The sequence below is a fragment of the Pseudomonas fungipugnans genome, from assembly GCF_029955235.1.
Lineage (GTDB): Bacteria > Pseudomonadota > Gammaproteobacteria > Pseudomonadales > Pseudomonadaceae > Aquipseudomonas > Aquipseudomonas fungipugnans.
The window spans coordinates 983,698-1,003,568 of the sequence record NZ_JARBWL010000001.1 but is presented as its reverse complement, the minus strand read 5'-3'; the positions used below and the strand labels follow the sequence as shown (position 1 = coordinate 1,003,568).

24 protein-coding genes are annotated in these 19,871 nt (G+C 55.3%); 11 read left to right on the top strand and 13 right to left on the bottom strand.

Translation table 11 applies throughout. From position 1 onward, the window contains the following. Positions 1 to 150: 150 nt before the first annotated feature. From POF45_RS29775 to POF45_RS04060, 5 genes are all read left to right on the top strand, one after another. A complete protein-coding gene (locus POF45_RS29775) occupies positions 151 to 516 on the top strand; it encodes a beta-barrel domain-containing protein (protein WP_431978588.1) in 366 nt (121 codons plus the stop codon). A gap of 36 nt (positions 517 to 552) precedes the next feature. Next, entirely contained in the window at positions 553 to 1,077 is a 525-nt protein-coding gene (locus tag POF45_RS04075; RefSeq protein WP_282315142.1) for a lysozyme inhibitor LprI family protein, read from the top strand. A 1,692-nt stretch (positions 1,078 to 2,769) separates the two neighbouring features. Beyond that, positions 2,770 to 3,135 (top strand): beta-barrel domain-containing protein, encoded by a 366-nt coding sequence (locus POF45_RS29770; RefSeq protein WP_431978587.1) that lies wholly within the window; start codon positions 2,770 to 2,772, stop codon positions 3,133 to 3,135. A 64-nt stretch (positions 3,136 to 3,199) separates the two neighbouring features. Beyond that, entirely contained in the window at positions 3,200 to 4,069 is an 870-nt protein-coding gene (locus tag POF45_RS04065; protein ID WP_282315140.1) for a hypothetical protein, read from the top strand. A gap of 54 nt (positions 4,070 to 4,123) precedes the next feature. Beyond that, complete coding sequence (locus tag POF45_RS04060) at positions 4,124 to 4,510, top strand: hypothetical protein (protein WP_282315139.1); 387 nt, start codon at positions 4,124 to 4,126, stop codon at positions 4,508 to 4,510. A 5-nt stretch (positions 4,511 to 4,515) separates the two neighbouring features. On the opposite strand, the gene POF45_RS04055 is transcribed toward POF45_RS04060, so the two are convergent. From POF45_RS04055 to POF45_RS04045, 3 genes are all read right to left on the bottom strand, one after another. Then, positions 4,516 to 4,746 carry a hypothetical protein gene (locus POF45_RS04055; protein ID WP_282315138.1) on the bottom strand — a complete coding sequence of 77 codons (231 nt, stop codon included), beginning with the start codon at positions 4,744 to 4,746 and terminating at the stop codon, positions 4,516 to 4,518. A 75-nt stretch (positions 4,747 to 4,821) separates the two neighbouring features. Then, positions 4,822 to 5,061: a pyocin S6 family toxin immunity protein gene (locus POF45_RS04050; RefSeq protein ID WP_282315137.1), complete on the bottom strand. Its 240-nt coding sequence runs from the start codon at positions 5,059 to 5,061 to the stop codon at positions 4,822 to 4,824. A 10-nt stretch (positions 5,062 to 5,071) separates the two neighbouring features. Beyond that, positions 5,072 to 5,167, bottom strand: a complete 96-nt coding sequence (locus POF45_RS04045; RefSeq protein ID WP_431978602.1) for a colicin E3/pyocin S6 family cytotoxin — start codon at positions 5,165 to 5,167, stop codon at positions 5,072 to 5,074. A gap of 527 nt (positions 5,168 to 5,694) precedes the next feature. On the opposite strand from POF45_RS04045, the gene POF45_RS04040 reads away from it, so the two are divergent. Next, complete coding sequence (locus POF45_RS04040; protein ID WP_259494638.1) at positions 5,695 to 5,970, top strand: metal/formaldehyde-sensitive transcriptional repressor; 276 nt, start codon at positions 5,695 to 5,697, stop codon at positions 5,968 to 5,970. A 12-nt stretch (positions 5,971 to 5,982) separates the two neighbouring features. Continuing rightward, entirely contained in the window at positions 5,983 to 6,909 is a 927-nt protein-coding gene (gene dmeF, locus POF45_RS04035) for a CDF family Co(II)/Ni(II) efflux transporter DmeF (RefSeq protein ID WP_282315136.1), read from the top strand. Between the two features lie 11 nt (positions 6,910 to 6,920). Here the strand turns inward: dmeF and POF45_RS04030 are convergent, their stop codons facing one another. From POF45_RS04030 to POF45_RS04010, 5 genes are all read right to left on the bottom strand, one after another. Further along, complete coding sequence (locus POF45_RS04030) at positions 6,921 to 7,424, bottom strand: TlpA disulfide reductase family protein (protein WP_259494635.1); 504 nt, start codon at positions 7,422 to 7,424, stop codon at positions 6,921 to 6,923. A gap of 94 nt (positions 7,425 to 7,518) precedes the next feature. Next, complete coding sequence (locus POF45_RS04025; protein ID WP_282315135.1) at positions 7,519 to 8,544, bottom strand: TonB-dependent receptor; 1,026 nt, start codon at positions 8,542 to 8,544, stop codon at positions 7,519 to 7,521. Between the two features lie 84 nt (positions 8,545 to 8,628). Next, positions 8,629 to 8,994, bottom strand: a complete 366-nt coding sequence (locus tag POF45_RS04020; protein WP_282315133.1) for a DUF2946 family protein — start codon at positions 8,992 to 8,994, stop codon at positions 8,629 to 8,631. 296 nt (positions 8,995 to 9,290) lie between these two features. Next, on the bottom strand, positions 9,291 to 9,638 hold the full coding sequence (locus tag POF45_RS04015; protein ID WP_282315132.1) for an antibiotic biosynthesis monooxygenase family protein: 348 nt from the start codon (positions 9,636 to 9,638) through the stop codon (positions 9,291 to 9,293). After that, complete coding sequence (locus tag POF45_RS04010; protein WP_259494628.1) at positions 9,635 to 10,750, bottom strand: cytochrome P450; 1,116 nt, start codon at positions 10,748 to 10,750, stop codon at positions 9,635 to 9,637. Before POF45_RS04010 ends, POF45_RS04015 begins: the two co-directional genes overlap by 4 nt. Positions 10,751 to 10,832: 82 nt before the next feature. Here POF45_RS04010 and POF45_RS04005 point away from each other — a divergent pair, with 82 nt between their 5' ends. Then, entirely contained in the window at positions 10,833 to 11,594 is a 762-nt protein-coding gene (locus POF45_RS04005) for an ArsR/SmtB family transcription factor (protein ID WP_259494627.1), read from the top strand. Between the two features lie 61 nt (positions 11,595 to 11,655). Here the strand turns inward: POF45_RS04005 and POF45_RS04000 are convergent, their stop codons facing one another. From POF45_RS04000 to POF45_RS03980, 5 genes are read right to left on the bottom strand one after another with little or no spacing between them, the layout of a single operon-like run. Further along, complete coding sequence (locus POF45_RS04000; protein ID WP_282315131.1) at positions 11,656 to 12,666, bottom strand: multidrug resistance efflux transporter family protein; 1,011 nt, start codon at positions 12,664 to 12,666, stop codon at positions 11,656 to 11,658. Next, entirely contained in the window at positions 12,653 to 13,822 is a 1,170-nt protein-coding gene (locus POF45_RS03995) for an aromatic ring-hydroxylating oxygenase subunit alpha (protein WP_282315130.1), read from the bottom strand. The genes POF45_RS04000 and POF45_RS03995 overlap by 14 nt, the downstream gene beginning before the upstream one ends. Then, positions 13,819 to 15,114, bottom strand: a complete 1,296-nt coding sequence (gene ectB, locus POF45_RS03990; protein WP_282315129.1) for a diaminobutyrate--2-oxoglutarate transaminase — start codon at positions 15,112 to 15,114, stop codon at positions 13,819 to 13,821. The genes POF45_RS03995 and ectB overlap by 4 nt, the downstream gene beginning before the upstream one ends. Beyond that, positions 15,108 to 15,881: a formyltransferase family protein gene (locus POF45_RS03985; RefSeq protein WP_282315128.1), complete on the bottom strand. Its 774-nt coding sequence runs from the start codon at positions 15,879 to 15,881 to the stop codon at positions 15,108 to 15,110. The genes ectB and POF45_RS03985 overlap by 7 nt, the downstream gene beginning before the upstream one ends. 27 nt (positions 15,882 to 15,908) lie before the next feature. Next, the gene (locus POF45_RS03980; protein ID WP_259494621.1) at positions 15,909 to 16,292 is read right to left on the bottom strand and encodes an ectoine synthase; all 384 of its coding nucleotides are present in this window, start codon (positions 16,290 to 16,292) and stop codon (positions 15,909 to 15,911) included. A gap of 646 nt (positions 16,293 to 16,938) precedes the next feature. Here POF45_RS03980 and POF45_RS03975 point away from each other — a divergent pair. The 3 genes from POF45_RS03975 to aepX all read left to right on the top strand — a co-directional run bounded on the left by POF45_RS03975 (position 16,939) and on the right by aepX (position 19,844). Next, positions 16,939 to 17,949 carry a GNAT family N-acetyltransferase gene (locus POF45_RS03975; protein WP_259494619.1) on the top strand — a complete coding sequence of 337 codons (1,011 nt, stop codon included), beginning with the start codon at positions 16,939 to 16,941 and terminating at the stop codon, positions 17,947 to 17,949. Then, entirely contained in the window at positions 17,946 to 18,842 is an 897-nt protein-coding gene (locus tag POF45_RS03970; RefSeq protein ID WP_282315999.1) for a class I SAM-dependent methyltransferase, read from the top strand. Before POF45_RS03975 ends, POF45_RS03970 begins: the two co-directional genes overlap by 4 nt. Positions 18,843 to 18,965: 123 nt before the next feature. Beyond that, positions 18,966 to 19,844 carry a phosphoenolpyruvate mutase gene (aepX, locus tag POF45_RS03965; RefSeq protein WP_259494615.1) on the top strand — a complete coding sequence of 293 codons (879 nt, stop codon included), beginning with the start codon at positions 18,966 to 18,968 and terminating at the stop codon, positions 19,842 to 19,844. Positions 19,845 to 19,871: the final 27 nt, after the last annotated feature.

Below are 19,871 nucleotides of genomic sequence, written 5' to 3'. Positions count from 1 at the left end.
ACAACACTGTCACCACTCAAGGAAGCGGAGAAAATGTCACCCTAGGAACGGGAAGTACGCTGGTCATGACTGGCACCAACGACGAAGCCAATCTGTCAAACGGCACCGTCTGGCTGGGCGCGAACACCACCCCCGGCGCAAGCCCTGTTGGTGATTGTGCCGGACGACGCCGGGCTGGAAATCGAAGCGCAGATTCTCAACCGCGATATCGGCTTTGTTCGTCCGGGGCAGGACGCCGAAATCAAGCTGGATGCCTTTCCGTATACCCACTACGGCACCATCGCCGGCAAGGTCATGTCGATTTCGCAGGACGCGGTCAAGGACGACAAGTTGGGGTTGGTTTATCCGGTACGGATACAACTGGGCGCACATTTGATTGTGGCGGATGGCAAAAGTATTCAGCTGGAACCGGGGATGTCGAGTTCGGTGGAGATCAAGACCGAGCAACGGCGGATTATTGAGTATTTGTTGACGCCGTTGTTGAAGTATCAGAGTGAGGCGTTGAGGGAGCGGTGACTAGGACGGCCGAATTATGTGGTGGGGATGGGGGGCGTGAGTATTGGTTTTGAGAGAGCTAGTGAACAGTCTACGCAATCTAAATATCAAAAATTTGACTGCAGTCAGAATTCAGGAATTTATCAAGGGGCTCAGATAAATATGGCTAATTCCGCAATTTACAAAAAAGTATTAATGTTTGTATTGTTTGTATTGTTTGGGTTGGGAGGCTGCATGAATGCAATTGCAGATGATGACCCGTGCTCGACACAAAATAATTCACTAGAAGCTGCACAGTGCCAGATAGAAAGATTAAAGCACCTAGAAACAGAACTTAATGCTCGTTATCAAGAGGCGTTGGAGAAGCTGCCGGATACCAATGTTTGGGATGCTCGGCAAACTAAGGATCAACTTAAAAAAGCACAGAGTGCATGGCGAGTTTACAGGGATGAAAATTGTAGTTACGTGGGTGGATTACAGGGTGGTAGCGGTAGGTGGGTAACAATTTTTGCTGTGGATTGCGATTTAGAAGAGACGGAAAAGCGTATTGATTTTTTTAAGCATTTGCCTGCGGGTGGTTGAACGGTATTTGAATTTTACTAAAGGAGTTTCAGATGACAACATCGCCATTACAGCTAGATTCAAATTATATTGTTAATACTCTGATACAAAATCTTAACTCGGTCGCATTTGCAACCGAAGATGGCAGTAATGCGTCCGCCATTTCTAGCTTTAGCTATGCGGCAAACGGGAATAGCACTTATTCGTTTGGATTGTACCAATACGATATAGGGGGGCTTCCTCAGGCGCAGACTTTTTTGAGCTCTATTGGGTTTAGTTCTAGTCAAATTTCCCAGTTGTCCCAAGCTGGAGGCTTGACAGATGCTCAGCTATCAGCACTCAGTACTCAGCTTGGTACAGCACTTCAAGACCCTACAAATGGGGCAGCATTACAAACATTAAATGATGCTTGGGCAAATGGATTGGTAACCCAGCTGCAGAATTCGTTAAATACTGTTTATGCAAGTAACCCAAGCGTCGCAGAGCAGATCTACCAAAGCCCAGAAATGCAGCTTCAGATACTGGATTACGCAAATCAGTTTCATTTATCAACAGCTGGGGCCATGACAAGTTGGCTTTCTGGACAATCCGTCACGGAGTCCGGTGGCAGTTTCCAACTCGCTGCTGGATCTCAGCTCACGAGTGATGATATCCAAAATTTTGTTATGGGAAGTAAGTATGCAGTAAATTATACGGCAGCTGAAACGACTCGAGAGGTTGCGCTAGATTCAACGTTGAGCTCAATCTCGCTTGGTACATCGATCACTGATATCAATGCAGCATTCAATGGCAGTCTAAATTCAACAAACATAGTCATAGGTTCTGGCGTTCAAGCCGTTGTTGCTGGGTCAAATGATGTATTTTCCATGGGTGATGGTAGTGGTGTCGATGCGGCAGGCTCCGCCAACTCATTTACCTGCGGAACAAATACTGTTGTCTCGGTGAACGGAACGGAAAGCGCTTCCTGTTCCAGTGGCAATCTCGCCTTGGCCGGAGATGGTATTACTGGGAGCTTGTCGTTAAACAGCACAGTGTCAGTTTCCGGATCAAATAATAATTTCAGCTTGGGTAATGGAAGTAATATAAATATTGCTTCGGTAGGCAGTAACTCTGTGACTTGTGGTCAAGAATCTGTCGTGATGACCGGTAACTCCTCTACTGCGTGTAATAATGGTAATTTTGAAATTTCAGACTCGTCCGCCAATGCGGCCATTGGGGTTTCGGGAAGTGGTGCTGCTGTTACTGCCAACGCCGCTGACATTACATTAGATAGTAATGCTAGCGCTACAGTGAGTGGTTCCAATAACAACGTTGATGCCGGTGCAGGTAGTCAAGCTACAATCAGCGGCTCCGGCAATGACATCACAGGCGATACTAACGCCTCAGTCAATCTGACAAGCGGATCGAGCTGGGACGTCGTGACGATGATGAAAAATGGCGAAGTTATCCTCGCCAGCGCAGACGACGACATAACCGTTCACGCCAGCAACAGCTATGTATCAATGGGCGTAGAAGATCGCGTTGCGATCGATGGCAGCACTACCAACGTTACTGGCGGCATTGACAACACGGTCACCACTCAAGGCAGCGGAGAAAATGTCACCTTGGGAACGGGAAGTACGCTGGCCATGACCGGCACCAACGACGAAGCCAATCTGTCAAACGGCACCGTCTGGCTGGGCGCGAACACCACCCCCGGCGCAAGCCCTGCTGGTGATTGTGCCGGACGACGCCGGGCTGGAAATCGAAGCGCAGATTCTCAACCGCGATATCGGCTTTGTTCGTCCGGGGCAGGACGCCGAAATCAAGCTGGATGCCTTTCCGTATACCCACTACGGCACCATCGCCGGCAAGGTCATGTCGATTTCGCAGGACGCGGTCAAGGACGACAAGTTGGGGTTGGTTTATCCGGTACGGATACAACTGGGCGCACATTTGATTGTGGCGGATGGCAAAAGTATTCAGCTGGAACCGGGGACGTCGAGTTCGGTGGAGATCAAGGCCGAGCAGCGGCGGATTATTGAGTATCTGTTGACGCCGTTGCTGAAGTATCAGAGTGAGGCGTTGAGGGAACGGTGAGTCTGTATGGTTGCTAGGACTTACTTGGTTGGATGTTTTGAAAAATTTTAGAAGGATATGTTAAATGTTAGATCAGATGGATGCCACGGGAAGGTTGCGCAAAATGAGCCTTGTTGCGTTCCTCACTAAATTCAGAAGACAGGCTGGGATATGTTGTCTTGTGCTTGCAGTGAGCGTATTACAAACCAAAGTCACATTTGCTGATAGCTCAAACGTCAATGAGCCTGCGGGTAACGTGGCTCGCCCCATTATTGTCAGGGCGGGTTTTGTCGTGGGCAATATGGGGGGGGTGAAAATATCAGTGCCAAATAGCTATTTGATACCTGCGCCCAGTGTTGAATATAAGGGGGAAGATATATGGCGTCCATCAAAGACGACGCCGCCTCGAAGTTTCGAAAGTGAAATTGTAGGAATTGCACTCCTGCTTCGAGATACCGACTTGCAGCCGATCCTGACAAAAGAGGATGTGGATGAGTACCAGACCGAATACAAACCCTCATCTTCCAACAGAGACCATCGGTGGATAATAATTGGTTTTGATACTAGGTTTTATGCTTTGAATCATGGCAGTATGCAGTCTACTTACGAGGGCTGGATAAAAGATGAAGCACATTGGGGGCCATGGATCCCCCAAGAGACAGATGTCTCTGGCTTAAAGCATTTCGTCTCAAAAAAACAAAATGTCAATACAACGGATATTAGCCCGCCGGACGAATTTTTTTATGATTCGTCGACGCGCAATACCTTTATAGAGTGTACAAATCGGCGCAGAGCCGTGCCTCCTTTTGATGCTAGGAGTGGTTGTACGCAAAGGTTCAATTTTCCAGAACTGAAAGCGCAAGTCAGCGTTCACTACCCGAAAGCCGATCTGCCACGCTGGCGGGAAATTGAAAGTTCAATTCAGAAAATGGTGCACACACTCGTTGTCCCGTGACCAGCCGAGTGCCGCAGTATTTGTTTGTTTTTTTGAGTTTCATGGAGAAAAGATATGCCGAAAACACTGACTACGGCGCAGCTGGAAACTGCTAAGGCGATGATTGGCAGTGGTACGCCGACAGAATTAAGCAATTTCTATGACTATATGTACCAGCAGGGTTATGGTTATGCCGCCCTTGCAAATGGCGTGGTCAATTGCCAGTGGGCTACAGGAACTACAGCACAAAATTACATGATTAATAGTGCTGGAGCTCAAGGTGTCATTCTTGATGCTGCGGCGATTCAGAAAATTGAAGCTGGTATGGCCAACGGTTATATAAATACCCTGTTAGGCTATGCGAACTCAACTGGCAGTACCAGTCAGGATATCAGTGCCGAGGATGCTTTAAGTATTCACTCGGACCCCGAAACGGTGTATTTCAACCGCAGAAAAAGGTGACAGGTTTATTTTTTAGAATCGCGTGCCAAAAAAATAAATTTGTCCCTTTTTACTTGATATGGCCGAGTGCGCCGAGCCAATGCGGCAACTGACTCAGTACCAACATCGAGTTGCTCCACGCACACGGTCTGAGCCCGGGTTTTGTCCTGCTCATTCAGGCCAATGGAAACCAGTGCGGCGACAATGTTCGTTTCTGAGCCGCTTGCAAGGGGACTGACTGCTTGATCGTGGCTCATCGATGGATCCTGGTAGCGAAGGCGCACTTTGCAACTCCTGTAACGGTGTCTTCGTTATCGACGCCCCGGTCTTCGCTACTCCCGCACCCCAATGAACAGATCCAGCCCAATCGGTAATTGATCCCCGAGAGCAAGGGCTATTCGTTGAACTTGATCACCGGTTAAAAGCCATTCCCCATCCGCGCTTTCAGAAAGGCTTTTCCAGCCGAGGACGTCCATGACGGCGACTTCAAACTCGGGCCGAACTGTCAGGTTGAATTTCAAGGAGTCATCCTCGCCATCACCTTTTAAAAAACCACTGATCCATAAAAACATAAATAGCCCTTTATTTTGCGGTGAATCTGCCGGGTTTTGCGGGATCTATTTGCTCACCCGTTTCGTGATTGAATTCGCCCAAGTGCTTACCTTGTTTGTCATACATTTCTATCGCGCCTGTTTTGCTATCCCATTCATATATTCGTCCCTTTTGGTCGTCCCGTTCTGCCAGTTCAGTGGCAGTCAAGTAACGACTGGTAATGTGATGACCGTCGCCTGAGGGTGGTTTTTGCACCCGGGGTATGTCTGTTTTGCGAGTCATGAGCGTCCTTGTTTCATCGTTTTGAAACCGATGCGGACGCTATATCAATGGTTAATTCATGGCTGTAGGACGAGTCTGAAACTCTGCCTGGCGTTACAAATTGGCTTTGTTGCTTGGGTTGATTTGATCGTTCCCGGGAGATATTGGAGCGATTTGTGAGCCAGCCTTTTGCTGTGGATCAACGTTATCCAGCGCCTAGGTTCCCACCCAGCATGACGCTCTAGCCCCGTGCGCAACCTGCAAATAATGCGTTGTATGTCAGCTCGCGAAGAACGTTAACGCGGTCCATCCGACGAAGCCCTGAACAACGCCTTGCCACTGCCGGCCATATCAGTGACTATGCGTTGCATATAGGGGTAGGGGGTATAGGTATGTCGCACATCCATGAACACAAAGACGATCTGCTCAAACGCGTCCGACGCATTGCCGGTCAGGTTCAGGCTGTCGAAAAGGCGCTGGTGACCGACGCCGATTGTGCCAAGACCTTGCACCTGGTGGCGGCGATCCGTGGGGCGGTCAATGGTTTGCTGGATCAATTTATCGATGCCCACGCCCGTGAGCATGTGGCTCACCCCGATCTCAGCGATGAAGAGCGCGCCCAGGGCGTTGAAGAATTGCTGCAAGCCATCCGCCGTTATTCGAAATAGAGCATGATCAACATGACACCGACACCTCAGGCTTCGCCGTTTGCCCACGATCACATGTTCCTTGGCGACTCCCACGATGAGAACGCCCGCCGAACCTTATGGGTTGTGGTTCTGACATTCGTGATGATGATTGGCGAAATTGCCGCCGGTTACATCACCGGTTCCATGGCGTTGCTGGCCGACGGCTTTCACATGGCGACCCATGCCGTGGCACTGGGCATCGCGGCGGCGGCCTATGGATTTGCGCGGCGTCACGCCAACAATGCGCGCTTCAGTTTCGGCACTGGCAAGGTCGGCGATCTGGCTGGTTTTGCCTCGGCCATGGTGCTGGGACTGGTGTCGCTGGGTATCGCCGGTGAGTCGATCCTGCGCCTGTTTCAGCCCACCACCGTGGCCTTCACCGAGGCGGCGTTAATCGCCGTGGTGGGGTTGGCAGTGAACATCGTCAGCGCCTTTCTGTTGGCCGGCAATCATGGACACCACGGGCATGATCACGGGCACAGCCACGACCACGGCCATCATCATGACAACAATCTGCGCTCGGCCTACGTCCATGTGTTGGCCGATGCCCTGACCTCGATTCTGGCCATTGCCGCGTTGCTGGCCGGTCGCTTCCTGGGCTGGGTCTGGCTGGACCCGGTGATCGGCATTGTCGGTGCCATCGTGATTGCGAATTGGGCCTATGGTTTGATGCGCGACAGCGCTGCCGTGCTGCTCGACTCCACGGATGAGCATGTGGCCGACGAAATCCGCGAATTGCTCGAATCACCAGGTGACGTGACCATCAGCGACCTGCATGTCTGGCAGGTCGGCCCTGGAGCCCGCGCGGCAATTGTCAGTGTGGTGGCGGCGGCCAGTGTCAGTGCCGATGCCATTCGCGAACGCCTGGCACCGGTTCATGAGTTGTCTCACCTGACGGTGGAATACCGCGCCGCGTAGGTCAGCCTCGGTTAATGCGCGGTCAGTAGCGGCGTCACCAGCGTATCGAGTAGCGGCAAGTCAATCTTGGGCTCGCCGACGCTGCCATCCTTGCGAACCACGCCTTGGCGGTCGATCACGTAGGTCATAGGCATCCGCCATACCCGGCCAAAACCCGAGAAATCGGCGTCTCGCTGGAGCGCTGCCGGGTAGCTGTAGTGAGCCATGACCTTGTGCACCATCTGATCATCCTCCGGCTCATCCATGCTGATCGCAATGATCTTCAATCCTTCACTTTTATGCTGTTGGTAATAGGCTTCCATGGCCGGCATTTCTTCGCGACACGGTTCGCACCACGACGCCCAGAAATTCACGATGACCACCTGGCCCAGCTGTTTATGCAAATCAAACGCTTGGCCATCCAGTGTTTTGGCCGTCAGGTCTGGAGCTTGCTCACCCACATCAATCGCCCAGGCGGGCAGGCAGATCAGGTTGCAACAGAGCGCCAACAGCGACAGTAGTGTTCTTGCTGACATCCGGTTTTCCTCGGCTTGTCTCAAATGGGAAGAGGAGAGCAGGCTCGTCCATCGTCGGCTGAAAGTCGGCGGCGAACCGCCGACTGCCTGCCAACTAGAACGAGTAGCGAGCGCCAACGGTCGCCGTGTAGCGCGGTGCAAGCTGTACGCCGTTGACGTTCTGGTACACCGGCAACTGCACGAAGCTGTAGAGCGAGACCTTCTTGCCAACCGGCACCGTCACCCCGGGACTGAGATAGGCCAGTGTGCCGCCGGTACTGATGGTGTCGGCCTGTGCGCCTTCATCGCGCTCGACGTGCCGCACATTCAATTGCATTTGCGGCATGACGTAGGCGTTGCCCATGTAGCGCAAGCCCACGTTCAGGTTTATGCCGTCGCCGGGACGATAGTGGTCGCTCGAATTCAGCGCCTTTTGCACCATCGCCTGGCTGAAGTAGTCCCAGTTCTTGTTCAACGAGTCCATGTAATAGACGCCGAGGATGCCGTCGGTGGTGCCCGAACCGGGCTGCAGGCCACGGTCAATGGCGACGGGCCCAGGGGCGGTTGGATCGCTTGAAGCGGCGGTGTCGTCATGGGCGCCAGTGGGCAGCTTCAAGCCGAACAGCACGCCAACATTGTGCTGTGGCGTAAAGCCCTGATAACGGCCGATGACCTTGACGTCACCCAGGCTTGAGGTACTGGAGCCGTATTGGCCTCCGCCGTCGCCCGCCGTGGTGCCGTCCGATGCGGTGCCCAGGGTGCTGTGGCTGCGAAAGATGTAAGGCACCTGCAAATCCACGCCCCAGCTGGCGTTGAAGCTGTAATCCAGACCCATCGTCAGGTAGTCGTTGCGGGTGTATTTCTCCACTTCCTGTGGATCGCCCTTGTTGGAAATCTGGCTGGCGGCAGCAGGGGAAATGGTGTTGGTGCCGCTACGCAACTGGTTTTGATTGAGGTAGTCGTAGCGCAGGTCCAGTTTCAAACCGGACGAATTGCTGATCCCCAGATTGTCCCAATCGGAACTGAGGGTGCAGCCGCAACTGGCGCATGCCAGCGCGAGGTGCGGGAACAAAGCGGTGACAGACAAAACGGCGAACGGCAGGGCGGTACGCCGGGTATGGCGCAGCGATGGCATGACCATGGAGAGGGCATTCCTTGATTGAATTGCAACGCAGGGAGGCGGGCATCCCGAGAGCATCGGGATGGCCGGTCTTCGCAACAGTCATCAGAAAGCGGCAGGTGGACCGCGTGGCTCCGAGACCAGCCAGACGGCACTGACATAAGGTTTATAGGTCGCCTGCGCTCGTACGCTTTCGGCGTGACCGGACAGTTGCCACTGCACGACGCTGGGCGGTAGACCGATATCCACTGCATGCACGACACAGAGCAAGCAATGGCATTCGTGAAACTGATCGGGTTCGGGGTTGCTGCCGGGCGCGGCATGGACGTGGCCGGCCATGTTGCAGTGTTCGCCCATTGCCATTGGCTGCCCATGTGCAGCAGGCAACCACAGCATCACACTCGGCAGCAACGCTGCAAGCATGGCCAGGCGAAGGGCGAGCTGACGCAATGAGCGGGAAAGTCGGGGCATGGATACGAAAGTGACGTCGCTGGTTGTCAGGCCAAAACGGCCAGGTCGAAACACTGGTATTGCCTGGTAGCACTTCAATCCAGGTTCCCGGCTGGCTGGCGCCTGCGGTGCTCCTGAGACGTTCATCCTTCGTCGGCGCCAAGGGTGACAAACAATGGTCATCCGTACAACGCGTCAATAGGGGCTGCGGCATTTCGCCGCAAGCGATGCTGCTACCTGTGCTGGCTGGAAATCATGTGGTGTTTGTCGGGCCGCCTTCGCGGTCTATCTGACAGGTCGCACGGCATGAGGCGCCGTCACGCCCGATGCGCCATGCGACTGTCCGCCGGCGCCTCGGCGCGGTTTTCCAGGCTGTAGTCACGCACCACTTCAGCCACCCGCAATCGATAATCGGCAAACACCTGCGCCCGTCCCGCCGCCTGGGCCATGCGATGGCGTTCCAGCGTGCGCCATTGGGCGACGGCTTGCTCGTCACGCCAGAACGACAGCGAGAGCAATTTGTCCGGGTCGGCCAGGCTCTGGAAGCGTTCGATGGAGATAAACCCGTCGATCTCGCTGAGCAGCGGTTTCAGCGCCGCAGCGATGTCCAGATAACGCTGGCGATGTTCGGGATGGGGCAGGGCTTCAAATATCACGGCGATCATGATTGCACCTCGCTAAACAGGGGAATGCGGCCATTGAGGGAAGGGCGGTAGTGCCAGTTCAGGCGGTCCAGTGATGGATTGATGGCCTGAATCTGTTTCAGGGTGGCGCTGGCGAGGGTCAGTGCCAGAGACTGCCCCGGGCAGTGGTGGCGGCCATGGCCGAAGGTGAAGCTGCGTCGATTGGGGCGCTCGAGGAGGAACGTGTCGGGGTCATCGTTGAGCTGCGGATCGCGATTGGCCGAGGCCAGCAGCACCAGGACCACATCGCCGGGGTTCAGGCTCACACCGTCGATGTCACAGGGTGCGGCCACGAAGCGGCGGGTGTTTTGCACCGGCGGATCGAAGCGCTGGGTTTCAGCGATCCAGTCGTCCATATCACCCTGCAACGACGGCTGCTGGATCCATGCAACCAAGCCGTTGCCGATCAACCCGGCGGTGGCCTCAAAGGTCTGGGAGCACAGTCCGATCAGGTTGGCGATCAGCATTTCGTGATCAGAAGACGTTGTCGCAAAGCGTTGTTTGATGCCCAGCAGCAACGGGCTGTGGACGCTCGGGTCCGCCAGCAATCCGATGAAATAGCCGCGCAACTGCTCGGCTGCCGCATGGGCTGCCTGCAATTGCACCTGATCGCTGAGCGGCGACAGGCAAGCCACGAAGTCCGCCGTCAAATCACTGATTGCCCGGCCCTGAGCCGGCGAAAATCCCAGCAGTGCCGCGACCACGCAGACCGGACCACGGAACATCGCCTTGTAGAGCCCGTCAGCGCCCGGTGCGATCAAGCGTGCGGCGACCAGCGAGCGCACTTCGTTCTCGTCAATCAGTCCCAACCCCGGCTCAATCGCCGCCCTTGGGCAACGCTGTTTTTCACCTTCGTTCATCCGCATCAACCGCCCGAACACCTGGCCCGCGATGCCGTCGGCAATGGCCTTGGGCACTGGCTCATGCGCCGGCCGAACGTGGCAGCCCGGATGCGTCAGCACCGCCGCCACGGCGCGCGCGCTGCTGGCCAGCCACAGCTTCAGTCCTTGATGAAACACCAGGCCGCCCTCGGCACGCAGCTGTGCGTAATAGGGATAAGGATTGGCATGAGTCGCGGCGATGATCGGATCCATGGGTCGCAGCCTTGTTCGGTGTGGGGAAAGTGTTGCTACTATCACCAATCCCACAGACCCATGATTCGTCCGGGAGCGAAATATGAACGTTGAACAGCACGACATCGGTGTCTCGCAGGTGGCCGCGGCCATTGCCGAACCGGCCCGGACGAAGATCCTCTGTTCCCTGATGGACGGCCACGCCCGCACCAGCACCGAGCTGGCGACGATTGCCGAAGTCAGCGCCTCCACCGCCAGCGCGCACCTGGCCAAGCTCAAGGACCTGGCGTTGGTGCGCCTGCACGTTCAGGGTCGCCATCGTTATTACAGCCTCGCCGATAAACGCGTGGCCCAGGCGCTGGAAGCGCTGATGGTGATCGGCCAGAACAACGCGCCGGCCTTCAACCCGCGCACCCCGGATCGTCTGCAATTCGCCCGCACCTGTTACGACCACATGGCCGGTACGCTGGCGGTGCTACTGCATGACCGGCTGCTGGAAGCGGGATGGTTGCTGGAGACGGATGAACAGGCTTATCGGCTGAGCGACAGTGGCGAGGCGCTGTTCGAAGGACTGGGTATCGAGGTCAAGGATTTGAGTACGTTGCGTCGCCGCTTCGCCTGTCCGTGCCTGGACTGGAGCATGCGTCGGCCGCATCTGGGCGGATCGCTGGGGGCGGCCCTGTTGCAAGTCGCGATCAGGCGCAAGTGGGTGAGTCAGGACCTGGACAGTCGGGCGTTGGCGTTGACTGGGGTGGGGCGCAAGGAGATGGGGGTGCGGTTTGGCCTGGTGTTGCCTGATGGCGCCGAGCAGGGCGTTGCGGCACACAAACAACGTCAGCCGGCTGCTGTCACCAGCACCCGATAAGGGCGGGTGCAGCCTGCGATCTTTGCCAGGGCAAGATCGCAGGCTTGTGCGGCCGGGAGATTTATACCGCGTCGCCCTTTATCGCCACCAACGGTTTTTCCGGGACGCTGGCCGCGCTGCGATAGCAATAGCCGATCAGCCCCAGGGTGATAATGACCAGGCCCACGATGGACAACGCATCCGGCGCGGGTTGGTCGAGGAACAACATTTCCGCCACCAGGGTCACGATCACCTCTCCGGCGAGGGTCGCATCGACCGCCGCGATCTGCATCGCCGAGGTGGTGCTGTTACGCGCCCAGTAAAACAGGCTGGTGGCGCACACGCCGGAGAACAGGGCGACGGACAAGCTGCCGTAGACCTGGCCAGCGGACGGTGGGGGCGGTTGAACGAACAGCACCAGCAAGATCCAGAACGGCACGGAGCCCAGGCTCATCAGCAGGACACAGGCCGCCGATGACGTCAGGACTGTCGAGTCGATCTTCTTCACAGCCTTGAGTGACCCGGTCTTGGCGCCATTCAACAATTGGTTGCCGATCGGGTAGGCAAATGCCGAGATCAATACCGGGATCACGCCGTACAGCAGGTCGTTGGTCGCGACTCCCTGTTTGAACTGGGCGTAGTTCACCAGCACCACGCCCAGCACGATGAAGACCGAGAGCAGGATCCCCCGCGTCGGCATTTTCATGCCGAACAACACCAGCACCAATGGACTGGCCAGTACGGTGGATTGCCAGGTGGCGGCCACCAACCAGCCACGGGAGTAGTCGGCTGCGTAACAAATCCCGGCATAGAACACGCCGAAACCGATGGTCCCCGCGATCAGCCAGAACACCAGGTTCCTGAAAAACACCTGGAACAGTTGCGCCATGAACGCCGTGCCCTTTGCCAGCAGCAGAAAAGGAAACAGCAGCATCAACATGAATACAAAACGCAGTGCCGCCGACCAGGCCCAATGCCCGCCTTGCAGGTGCATGACGTAATTCATGATGAAAGTGGCACTGAAGAACGCCGAACTCAGCAAGCCGATGAGGATCAGTTGATAGGTTGGCCTGGTGGGGCTATGAGTGGACATCTGTTGCACTCTCCTGTGGTAATACGCGATCCAGAACCCAGTTGTTCATCACGTTGACCACTTCCTCGTGAAACGACAGCCTGCCGGGCAGGCTCCAGCGTGAATTGATGCCGCGCTGGTGGCGTTCGCAGATTTTGTTGTCTTCATCGATCACCATATCCCAGCGCTCGATGTAACGGCTGGAGATCGCTTCGAAGTCGTCACGCGCCACTGTGGTCTTGGGGAAACAGTAGCCGACACCGACGGCCGTGTGCGTCTCGTCCACCGGGATCTTGTTGATCCACCAGCAGGAGTCGAGGGTCGTCACCAGGAAGAAGCCCGGGTAGATCATCGTGAAGTAGGTGCCGGTCGCGGCTTTTCCACTCAGGCCTTCTATGTGCGGAAAAACCGGGCCGTGATCGGTGGACATCACGGACACTGTTTTGGGGCACTCGTAGAAGGTCGTTTCGTACTCGCCGTTGGACGGTTGTCTGGGGAACACTTGCTGGCCGATGGACAGCGGATGAACCGTGGGGGCGTGATAGTCCTCCATGTCCACCTCGGTGTAGAGCTTCCAGTTGCACGCCACACTGTGATCGATTTCCTTGATGCAGTGCATGTTGGCCAGGTCGTACTTTTCCAGCGTCTGGGGCAGATCGCCGAGGTAGTCCAGCAGCGGGACGGCGTCAGTGTCGAAGTTGATGAACAGAAAGCCGGCCCAGCTTTCCAGGCGGATTTTCAACAGCCCGTTTTCGGCCTTGGAGAAATGCTCGGTGCGTTTCATGTCCGGCGCGCCGACCAGATCGCCGTTATGCGAGTAGCCCCAGTTGTGATAGGGGCAGCGGATCTGTTTCGCCACGCCGTGGCCATCGAGCAGCCGCGCGCCGCGATGACGGCAGAAGTTTTGAAAGGCCTGGATTTTCCCTTCTTCGTTGCGCGTCACCAGTACGGATTCGTTGAGGATATCGACGACAAAGTAGGCCAGCGGCGTCGGCAGTTTTTCCGCACGGCCGATAAACAGCCAGGACTTGAGGAAGATGTTGTCGACCTCGGCGTTGAAGAAGTCCTTGTCCTTGTAGCAGGCCGGAGGCAGGGATTCGGCCTCCAGGAAGTTCTTCCTGACGTTGTCGAACATCGCCGTACGACTGTTGAACAGGATCGAGGTGTTGTCGCTCATGACAAAGCTCCTTCTTGGGCTCGCGCACCCTGATGGTTGACGTCGAACAGCTGTTCCAGATCGTGTTCGATGGCGTCGAACAGGCTCGCCAGTAACGAGGTGTCGATCACCAGGGCGGGCAGGAATTTGAGCACCTCATCCGCAGGACCACAGGTTTCAACAATGAAGCCTTTTTCATACAGTCGGTCTGACAGTCCGCCCGGAATTTGCGGGTCGGTAAAACGGATACCGCTCAGCAGGCCGCGGCCGACGTACTGCAGGTTCTGTATCCCGTGGGCATTGATCAGGCGGTTGACCCGGTTAAGGATATAGCGCTCCTTTTCCTCGACCGCTTGCTCCAGTTCATTGTTTTTCCAGAACTTTTCAATGGCAGCGGTGGCGCCGACGAAGCCCAGGTTATTGCCACGGAACGTGCCATTGTGTTCGCCAGGATCGAGTACATCGTTTGCCGGATTGACCAGCACCAGCGACAGTGGCGTGCCAAACCCGCTGAGGGATTTGGACAAAAGCACGATGTCCGGGGTGATGCCGCTGTTTTCGAAGCTGAAGAATGTCCCTGACCGTCCGCAGCCGCATTGAATGTCATCGACAATCAGCAGAGCGCCCACCTGTCGGCACAACTTTTCGATGCGTTTGAGCCAGGCGGAACTGGCGGCAGTCAACCCGCCTTCGCCCTGTATGACCTCCACGATGAAGGCGGCGGGGGCGTCAATGCCGAACTTCGGGTCCAGGACCATCTGCTCGACGAGGGTGGCGGTGTCGATGTGATCACCGAATGCATTGTCATAAGGCAGGATGGTGACGTCAGTCAGGGTCACCCCGGCGCCGGCCCTTTTCTTTTTGTTGGTCGTTGCCGCGAGCGCCCCCAGGCTCATGCCATGGAACGCACCGCTGAAGCTGATGATGTTTTTCCTGCCAGTGGATTTCCTCGCCAGCTTAAACGCCGCTTCCACCGCGTTGGTGCCGGTAGGGCCTGGGAACAGCAGCTTGTAGTGCATCTGCCTGGGCTTGAGGATGTGCTCGATAAAGGCCCTGATGAACGTTTGCTTGGCGTCGGTGTGAAGGTCCAGCGATTGAACGATGTGCCCGTCAGCGAGGTGGTCGATAACGGCCTTGATGATGTCGGGGTCATTGTGTCCGTAGTTCAACGAACCGGCTGCGCTCAGGAGATCAATGTAGCGGTGGCCTTGTGTGTCGAAGATGAACGAGCCTGCGGCTTTCTTGAAAATGGCCGGGAAGCTGCGGCAGTAGGTTCTGACTTCGGATTCGTTTTCTTCGAAGAGATTCAACATTCTTGCTCCCTGACAGGCGCGCCTGTGCGGCCCTTTTCCAGAATCTGGTTGGCTTGTTTTTTGATGTCTTTAGAGGCTTCTTTGCGGGTGGGTGGGGCGCTTTCAGGTTGCACGCTTACACTGATGAGGCCCTGACTCAGGTTGTCCAGCACGCTGACCAGCGCATGGGCGCACAGGGTGTTCAGGCCTTTGACCAGTGACGCGTAGTTTTTCGGGACGGTGCCCAGCAGCACTTTCTTGAGGATGGGACCGGTGTCGACACCCTTGTCGATAAAATGCACCGTGACGCCTTGTTGTGCACCTTCGAGCACCGCCCAGGCGTACGGGTTATTACCGCGCACCTCGGGCAGGATGCCGGGATGAACATTGATGATGCCCATCCCCGAGGCGTCGATCAGGTGTGATTTGATGATGCGCGTGTCACCCAGGATGATCAGGTCGATGCCGCTGGTCCGTATCAGCTCCAGGCAGTCTTCATCGTTAAGGTTGCTGACGATCCGGTAGGGGATGTTGTCGCGAAGACACAGCTGTTGCGCGGTCTCGCCCGCACGGTAGTCGGGTAACAGGTGCAGGACGTCATTCTGCTCCTGCGTGCCGGCGATTCCCGCATCGCACAACTCTTCAATGACCAGGGACGGCGGGTAACCGTTCGCGATGAGGTGTTCGAGCATCTCGCAGCCGCGCGGATGATCCTTGAAGTTCAGGTAGGCGTAGTTGACTCCCGTACGCCATGATTTCAGGTAGTCGCTAATGGCACCGATCAACATGAGAAAATCCTTTTCAAGGCAGGCGACTTACGCCGAAGCCGGGTACGCACCCGAGGCATCATGGGTTTCGTTACCGATCAGCCCCGGCGAGAAGACGCAGGCAATAACGAAGTCGGTCTTGCAACGCACGACATGGCTGTCATGGTCATTGAGGGCGTACATCGACCCTGCCTTGATGGTGTGCCGGGTCCCGGTTTCAACCTCTTCAATCTCGGCTTCGCCAGAAATGCAATAAACGCACTCCAGGTGATTGAGGTACTGCATTTTCGTTTCGGTGCCGGCGTACATCGTCGTGATATGGAAGCCGAAACCCATGCCATCCCTGGCCAGCAGCATGCGCACGCTGTCCCAGGTCTCGGCTTTCTTGTGGCTGTCGGTGTTCGTGACATCGTCGAGTTTTCTGACAATCATTGACCATTCCCTTACTTGTTCTTGAACCTCTGGGTTGTGAATGGATACAAATGCAAGGCACGGGCAATCTGTGCTCGGGTGAGCGGTCATTCAGGTGGCTGAATGGTGGAACCGTCGTCGGTTTGCGGGTGAGGAGCCACGGCGCTGGAGCCGCTACGGGCTGAGTATCGCGAGAAGCGAGGTTGTCGACTGAAGGAGGGACGCGCCGCTCGGGGCGGATGGGGCTGAAGACGAGGTCGTTGGCAGACTGCTGATGCTTGGATCGTGCCTGCAGGTGACATCCATCATGTTCAGATCCCTCTGATAAAACGCTCTTGTTGGCGATTTTGGCCGCGTGGTCCGTGCGGCCGCAAGCAATGTATAGCTGAGTATTTTGGGGGCGCAAGTTTTTACGAAATATATTTCAAATTAATTCGGATGGCAGTTTCCGCAGGTTGGCTGTATGACTTACCTGTATAGGCAAGTGGGTTTTCAGAGTTTGGTACTATCGTTCAAAGTTGTGTGTGACGGGTAAAAGACAACTCTAAAACTGTCTTTAATCGGTGCAGTTTTTTATAGAATTTATATTTCATGTTTCTTGACGGGCTCGATTTCGTGCGTTAGGTTTGGCCCACGGATGAACTCGGGACATGGATATCGGTCGATCATGAGTACGCTAATAAAAATAATTAATGACTTCGAACAACTGCCATTGGGTGATATCACTGCGCTGAATACCGCAGCCGGTGCTTCTTTCTTCTACGATGTTCGTTTTCTCCGGGCGGCTCATTATTACCCGCTGCTGCCCATTCTCGATGCTTATTATATTCTCGCCTATCAGCACGCTGTCCTGGTGGGTTTTACCGTCGTCTATTCCCAGCGCTCCCCAGATCCCTTTGGTTCCTTGTCGCGTGCCACCGGCCTGAACTTCAATGACAGTCTCGTTTGCCTGGGTCATATCATGCATGGCTATGAAAGCGAGATTATCGCTTTGACGGACCAGGCCGATAGTGTCCGCGGTGAAATATTCAAATCGATCAAAGTGTTGGGCATGCGCCTGGGTGCCAAGTACGTAGGCCTTATCAATATCGCTAACGATCAGTTGGTATCGGCGGGTGTTTTCGAGGGCTATCAGGCCAGCTTCATGTGGGACCGTTACTTCATGGACATTGCCTGTGTCGATACGGTCGAGGACTATATAGCCGGGCTGCCCGCCGACGGGCGTCGGGAAATGAATCGCCAACAAAGAAAACTCCAGGCCAGTCATCATCAGGCCTCGGTGCAGTCGCTGCCGGTATCGAATCTGGCGCAGATCGCCGAACTGGTTTGTGTCACCAGCGCACGGCACGGCACCCCGGATTATTACCCGCCTGCGGCGTTCAAGCCGTTCGTGGAAAGCTGCGCAGGCTTGATTCGCCTCATCAGCGTGCAGGAACATGATCAGGTGCTGGGGGTCATGGTGTGTTTTCTTCACGACAAAACCCTGCATATATGGGCCGCCGGCATGTCTTACGACAAGACCGACTTCAGCCCTTACAGCGTGTGCATGCTCGAAGCCTTCCGTTACGCCAAGCAGGAAGGCCTGGACACCATCGAAATTGGCCGAACCAACCATAAAATAAAAACCCGAATGGGTTTTAAAGCAAAAGAGCTGTTTTCCCTTATCGCCTCTGCCTGAAACTTCTATCGGTTGATCAGCGGCAGGCGTCAACTTACCTTGAAATAAGTCGAGAATGTCTTGTGAGTAAATACGAGCACTATAATACGACGTCTATTAATTATGACAAGACGCGAACTGCCGTGGGTGTCGAGATCGTGTTGGGTTATTTGGCTCGGCTAAACAAACCCGCCCCTCTCATGACCGTGCTGGATGCCGGGTGCGGCACCGGTAACTATGCGCTGGAGCTGGCGCGTGCCGGCATGAGTGTTGTTTGTGCCGATTACAGCGAAGGCATGTTGGCTCAGTGCAAGCAAAAGATTGAAAGTCATGGTTTTGCTAATGCCGTCTGGAAACAGTGCGACTTGTCGCTGTATGTCAGTGAAGGTCAGGTATATGACGCGGTCATGTGCAATCAGTCATTGCATCATCTGGACCCTGCTGACGATTTCAAGGCAGTGAAACATTTTCTGGGCGAAGCGACAAAGTCACTTAAAGAGGGGGGTGTCATTCTGATCAACACCATCACCCATCAGCAGTTGGAGAATGGGGTGTGGTGGGGGAAGTTGATCGAAAAAGCGGTCGAGCGGATGAAACCGCGTTTTATCGAATATGAACCGCTGCAAGCTTTTCTGCGCACGATTGGCTTCGAGATTACCGATCGTGTGGTCAATATCGACAGCATCATTCAACAGTCGGGGTACTTCGATCCCAATGCCTTGACCTCACTCGAGTTTCGCCAGGGCGACTCGCACTTTGCCTTGCTGAGCGAACAGGAACTTGACGAAGTATTGGGCCGGATCGAACAGATGATCCGTGAGGGAAGTGCTGAAGATTACATTGCCAAGCGCGATCAGCTTCGCCAACAGATCGGCCAGTTCACTTATTACGTGATCAGGAAGATCGGCGAGTAAGCGCGTCATGCTCATCACTGGCGGCACTCGCGCAACGTTCGCCGCCAGCACCTTGCGGGCTGTGGAGCAGGCCTGTGCAACAACGCTGTCCTTCATGGAATGACCCTCTAAAGGAATACGACAATGAAAAAAACAACAACGTTGAAGTCATTGATTCAGGACAAGAACACCAGCTTTCTGATGGAAGCGCACAATGCTCTGAGCGCCAGGATTGCGCAGGAGAGCGGCTTCAAGGGACTCTGGGCATCGGGTCTGTCGATCTCCGCCTCCCTGGGATTATGTGATCGCAACGAAGCCTCCTGGACTCAGATCCTCGACATCGTCGAGTTCATGAGCGACCACACCACGGTGCCGATCCTGGTTGACGGCGACACCGGTTTTGGCAACTTCAACAATGTGCGTCGTCTGACTAAAAAGCTCTGCCAGCGAGGTATTGCCGGTGTCTGCCTGGAAGACAAACTCTTTCCCAAGGTCAACTCGTTCATCTCCGGTGGCAACGATCTGGCCAATGCCGACGAATTCTGCGGCAAGTTGCGCGCCGCCAAAGACAGCCAACTGGACGATGACTTCATGGTCGTCGCCCGTGTCGAGGCATTGATCAGCGGGTTGGGCATGGATGAAGCCCTGGAGCGTGCGCACAAGTACCACGGGGCCGGTGCCGACGCGATTCTGATTCACTCCAAGCGCAAGGACGCCAGCGAAGTGCTCGAATTCAAGGCGCTGTGGAAGGACCGATGCCCGGTCATCATCGTTCCGACCAAATATTCGAGTGTCGAAACCAATCTGTACAAGGAGGCGGGCATCAGCACGGTGATCTGGGCCAACCATAGCTTGCGCGCATCCATCCATGCCATGAAGCGCATTACCCAGCAAATCCAGAAGAACGAGAACGTCTCGTTCATCGAAAAGGATATTGCCACCCTCGAAGAGATCTTCATGTTGACCGGCGAAGCAGAAGCACAGTTGGCCGAAGACAAATATCTGATGCCTGCAACCGCCTGACTTCATCCCCCGGTTAAACGAAGGATC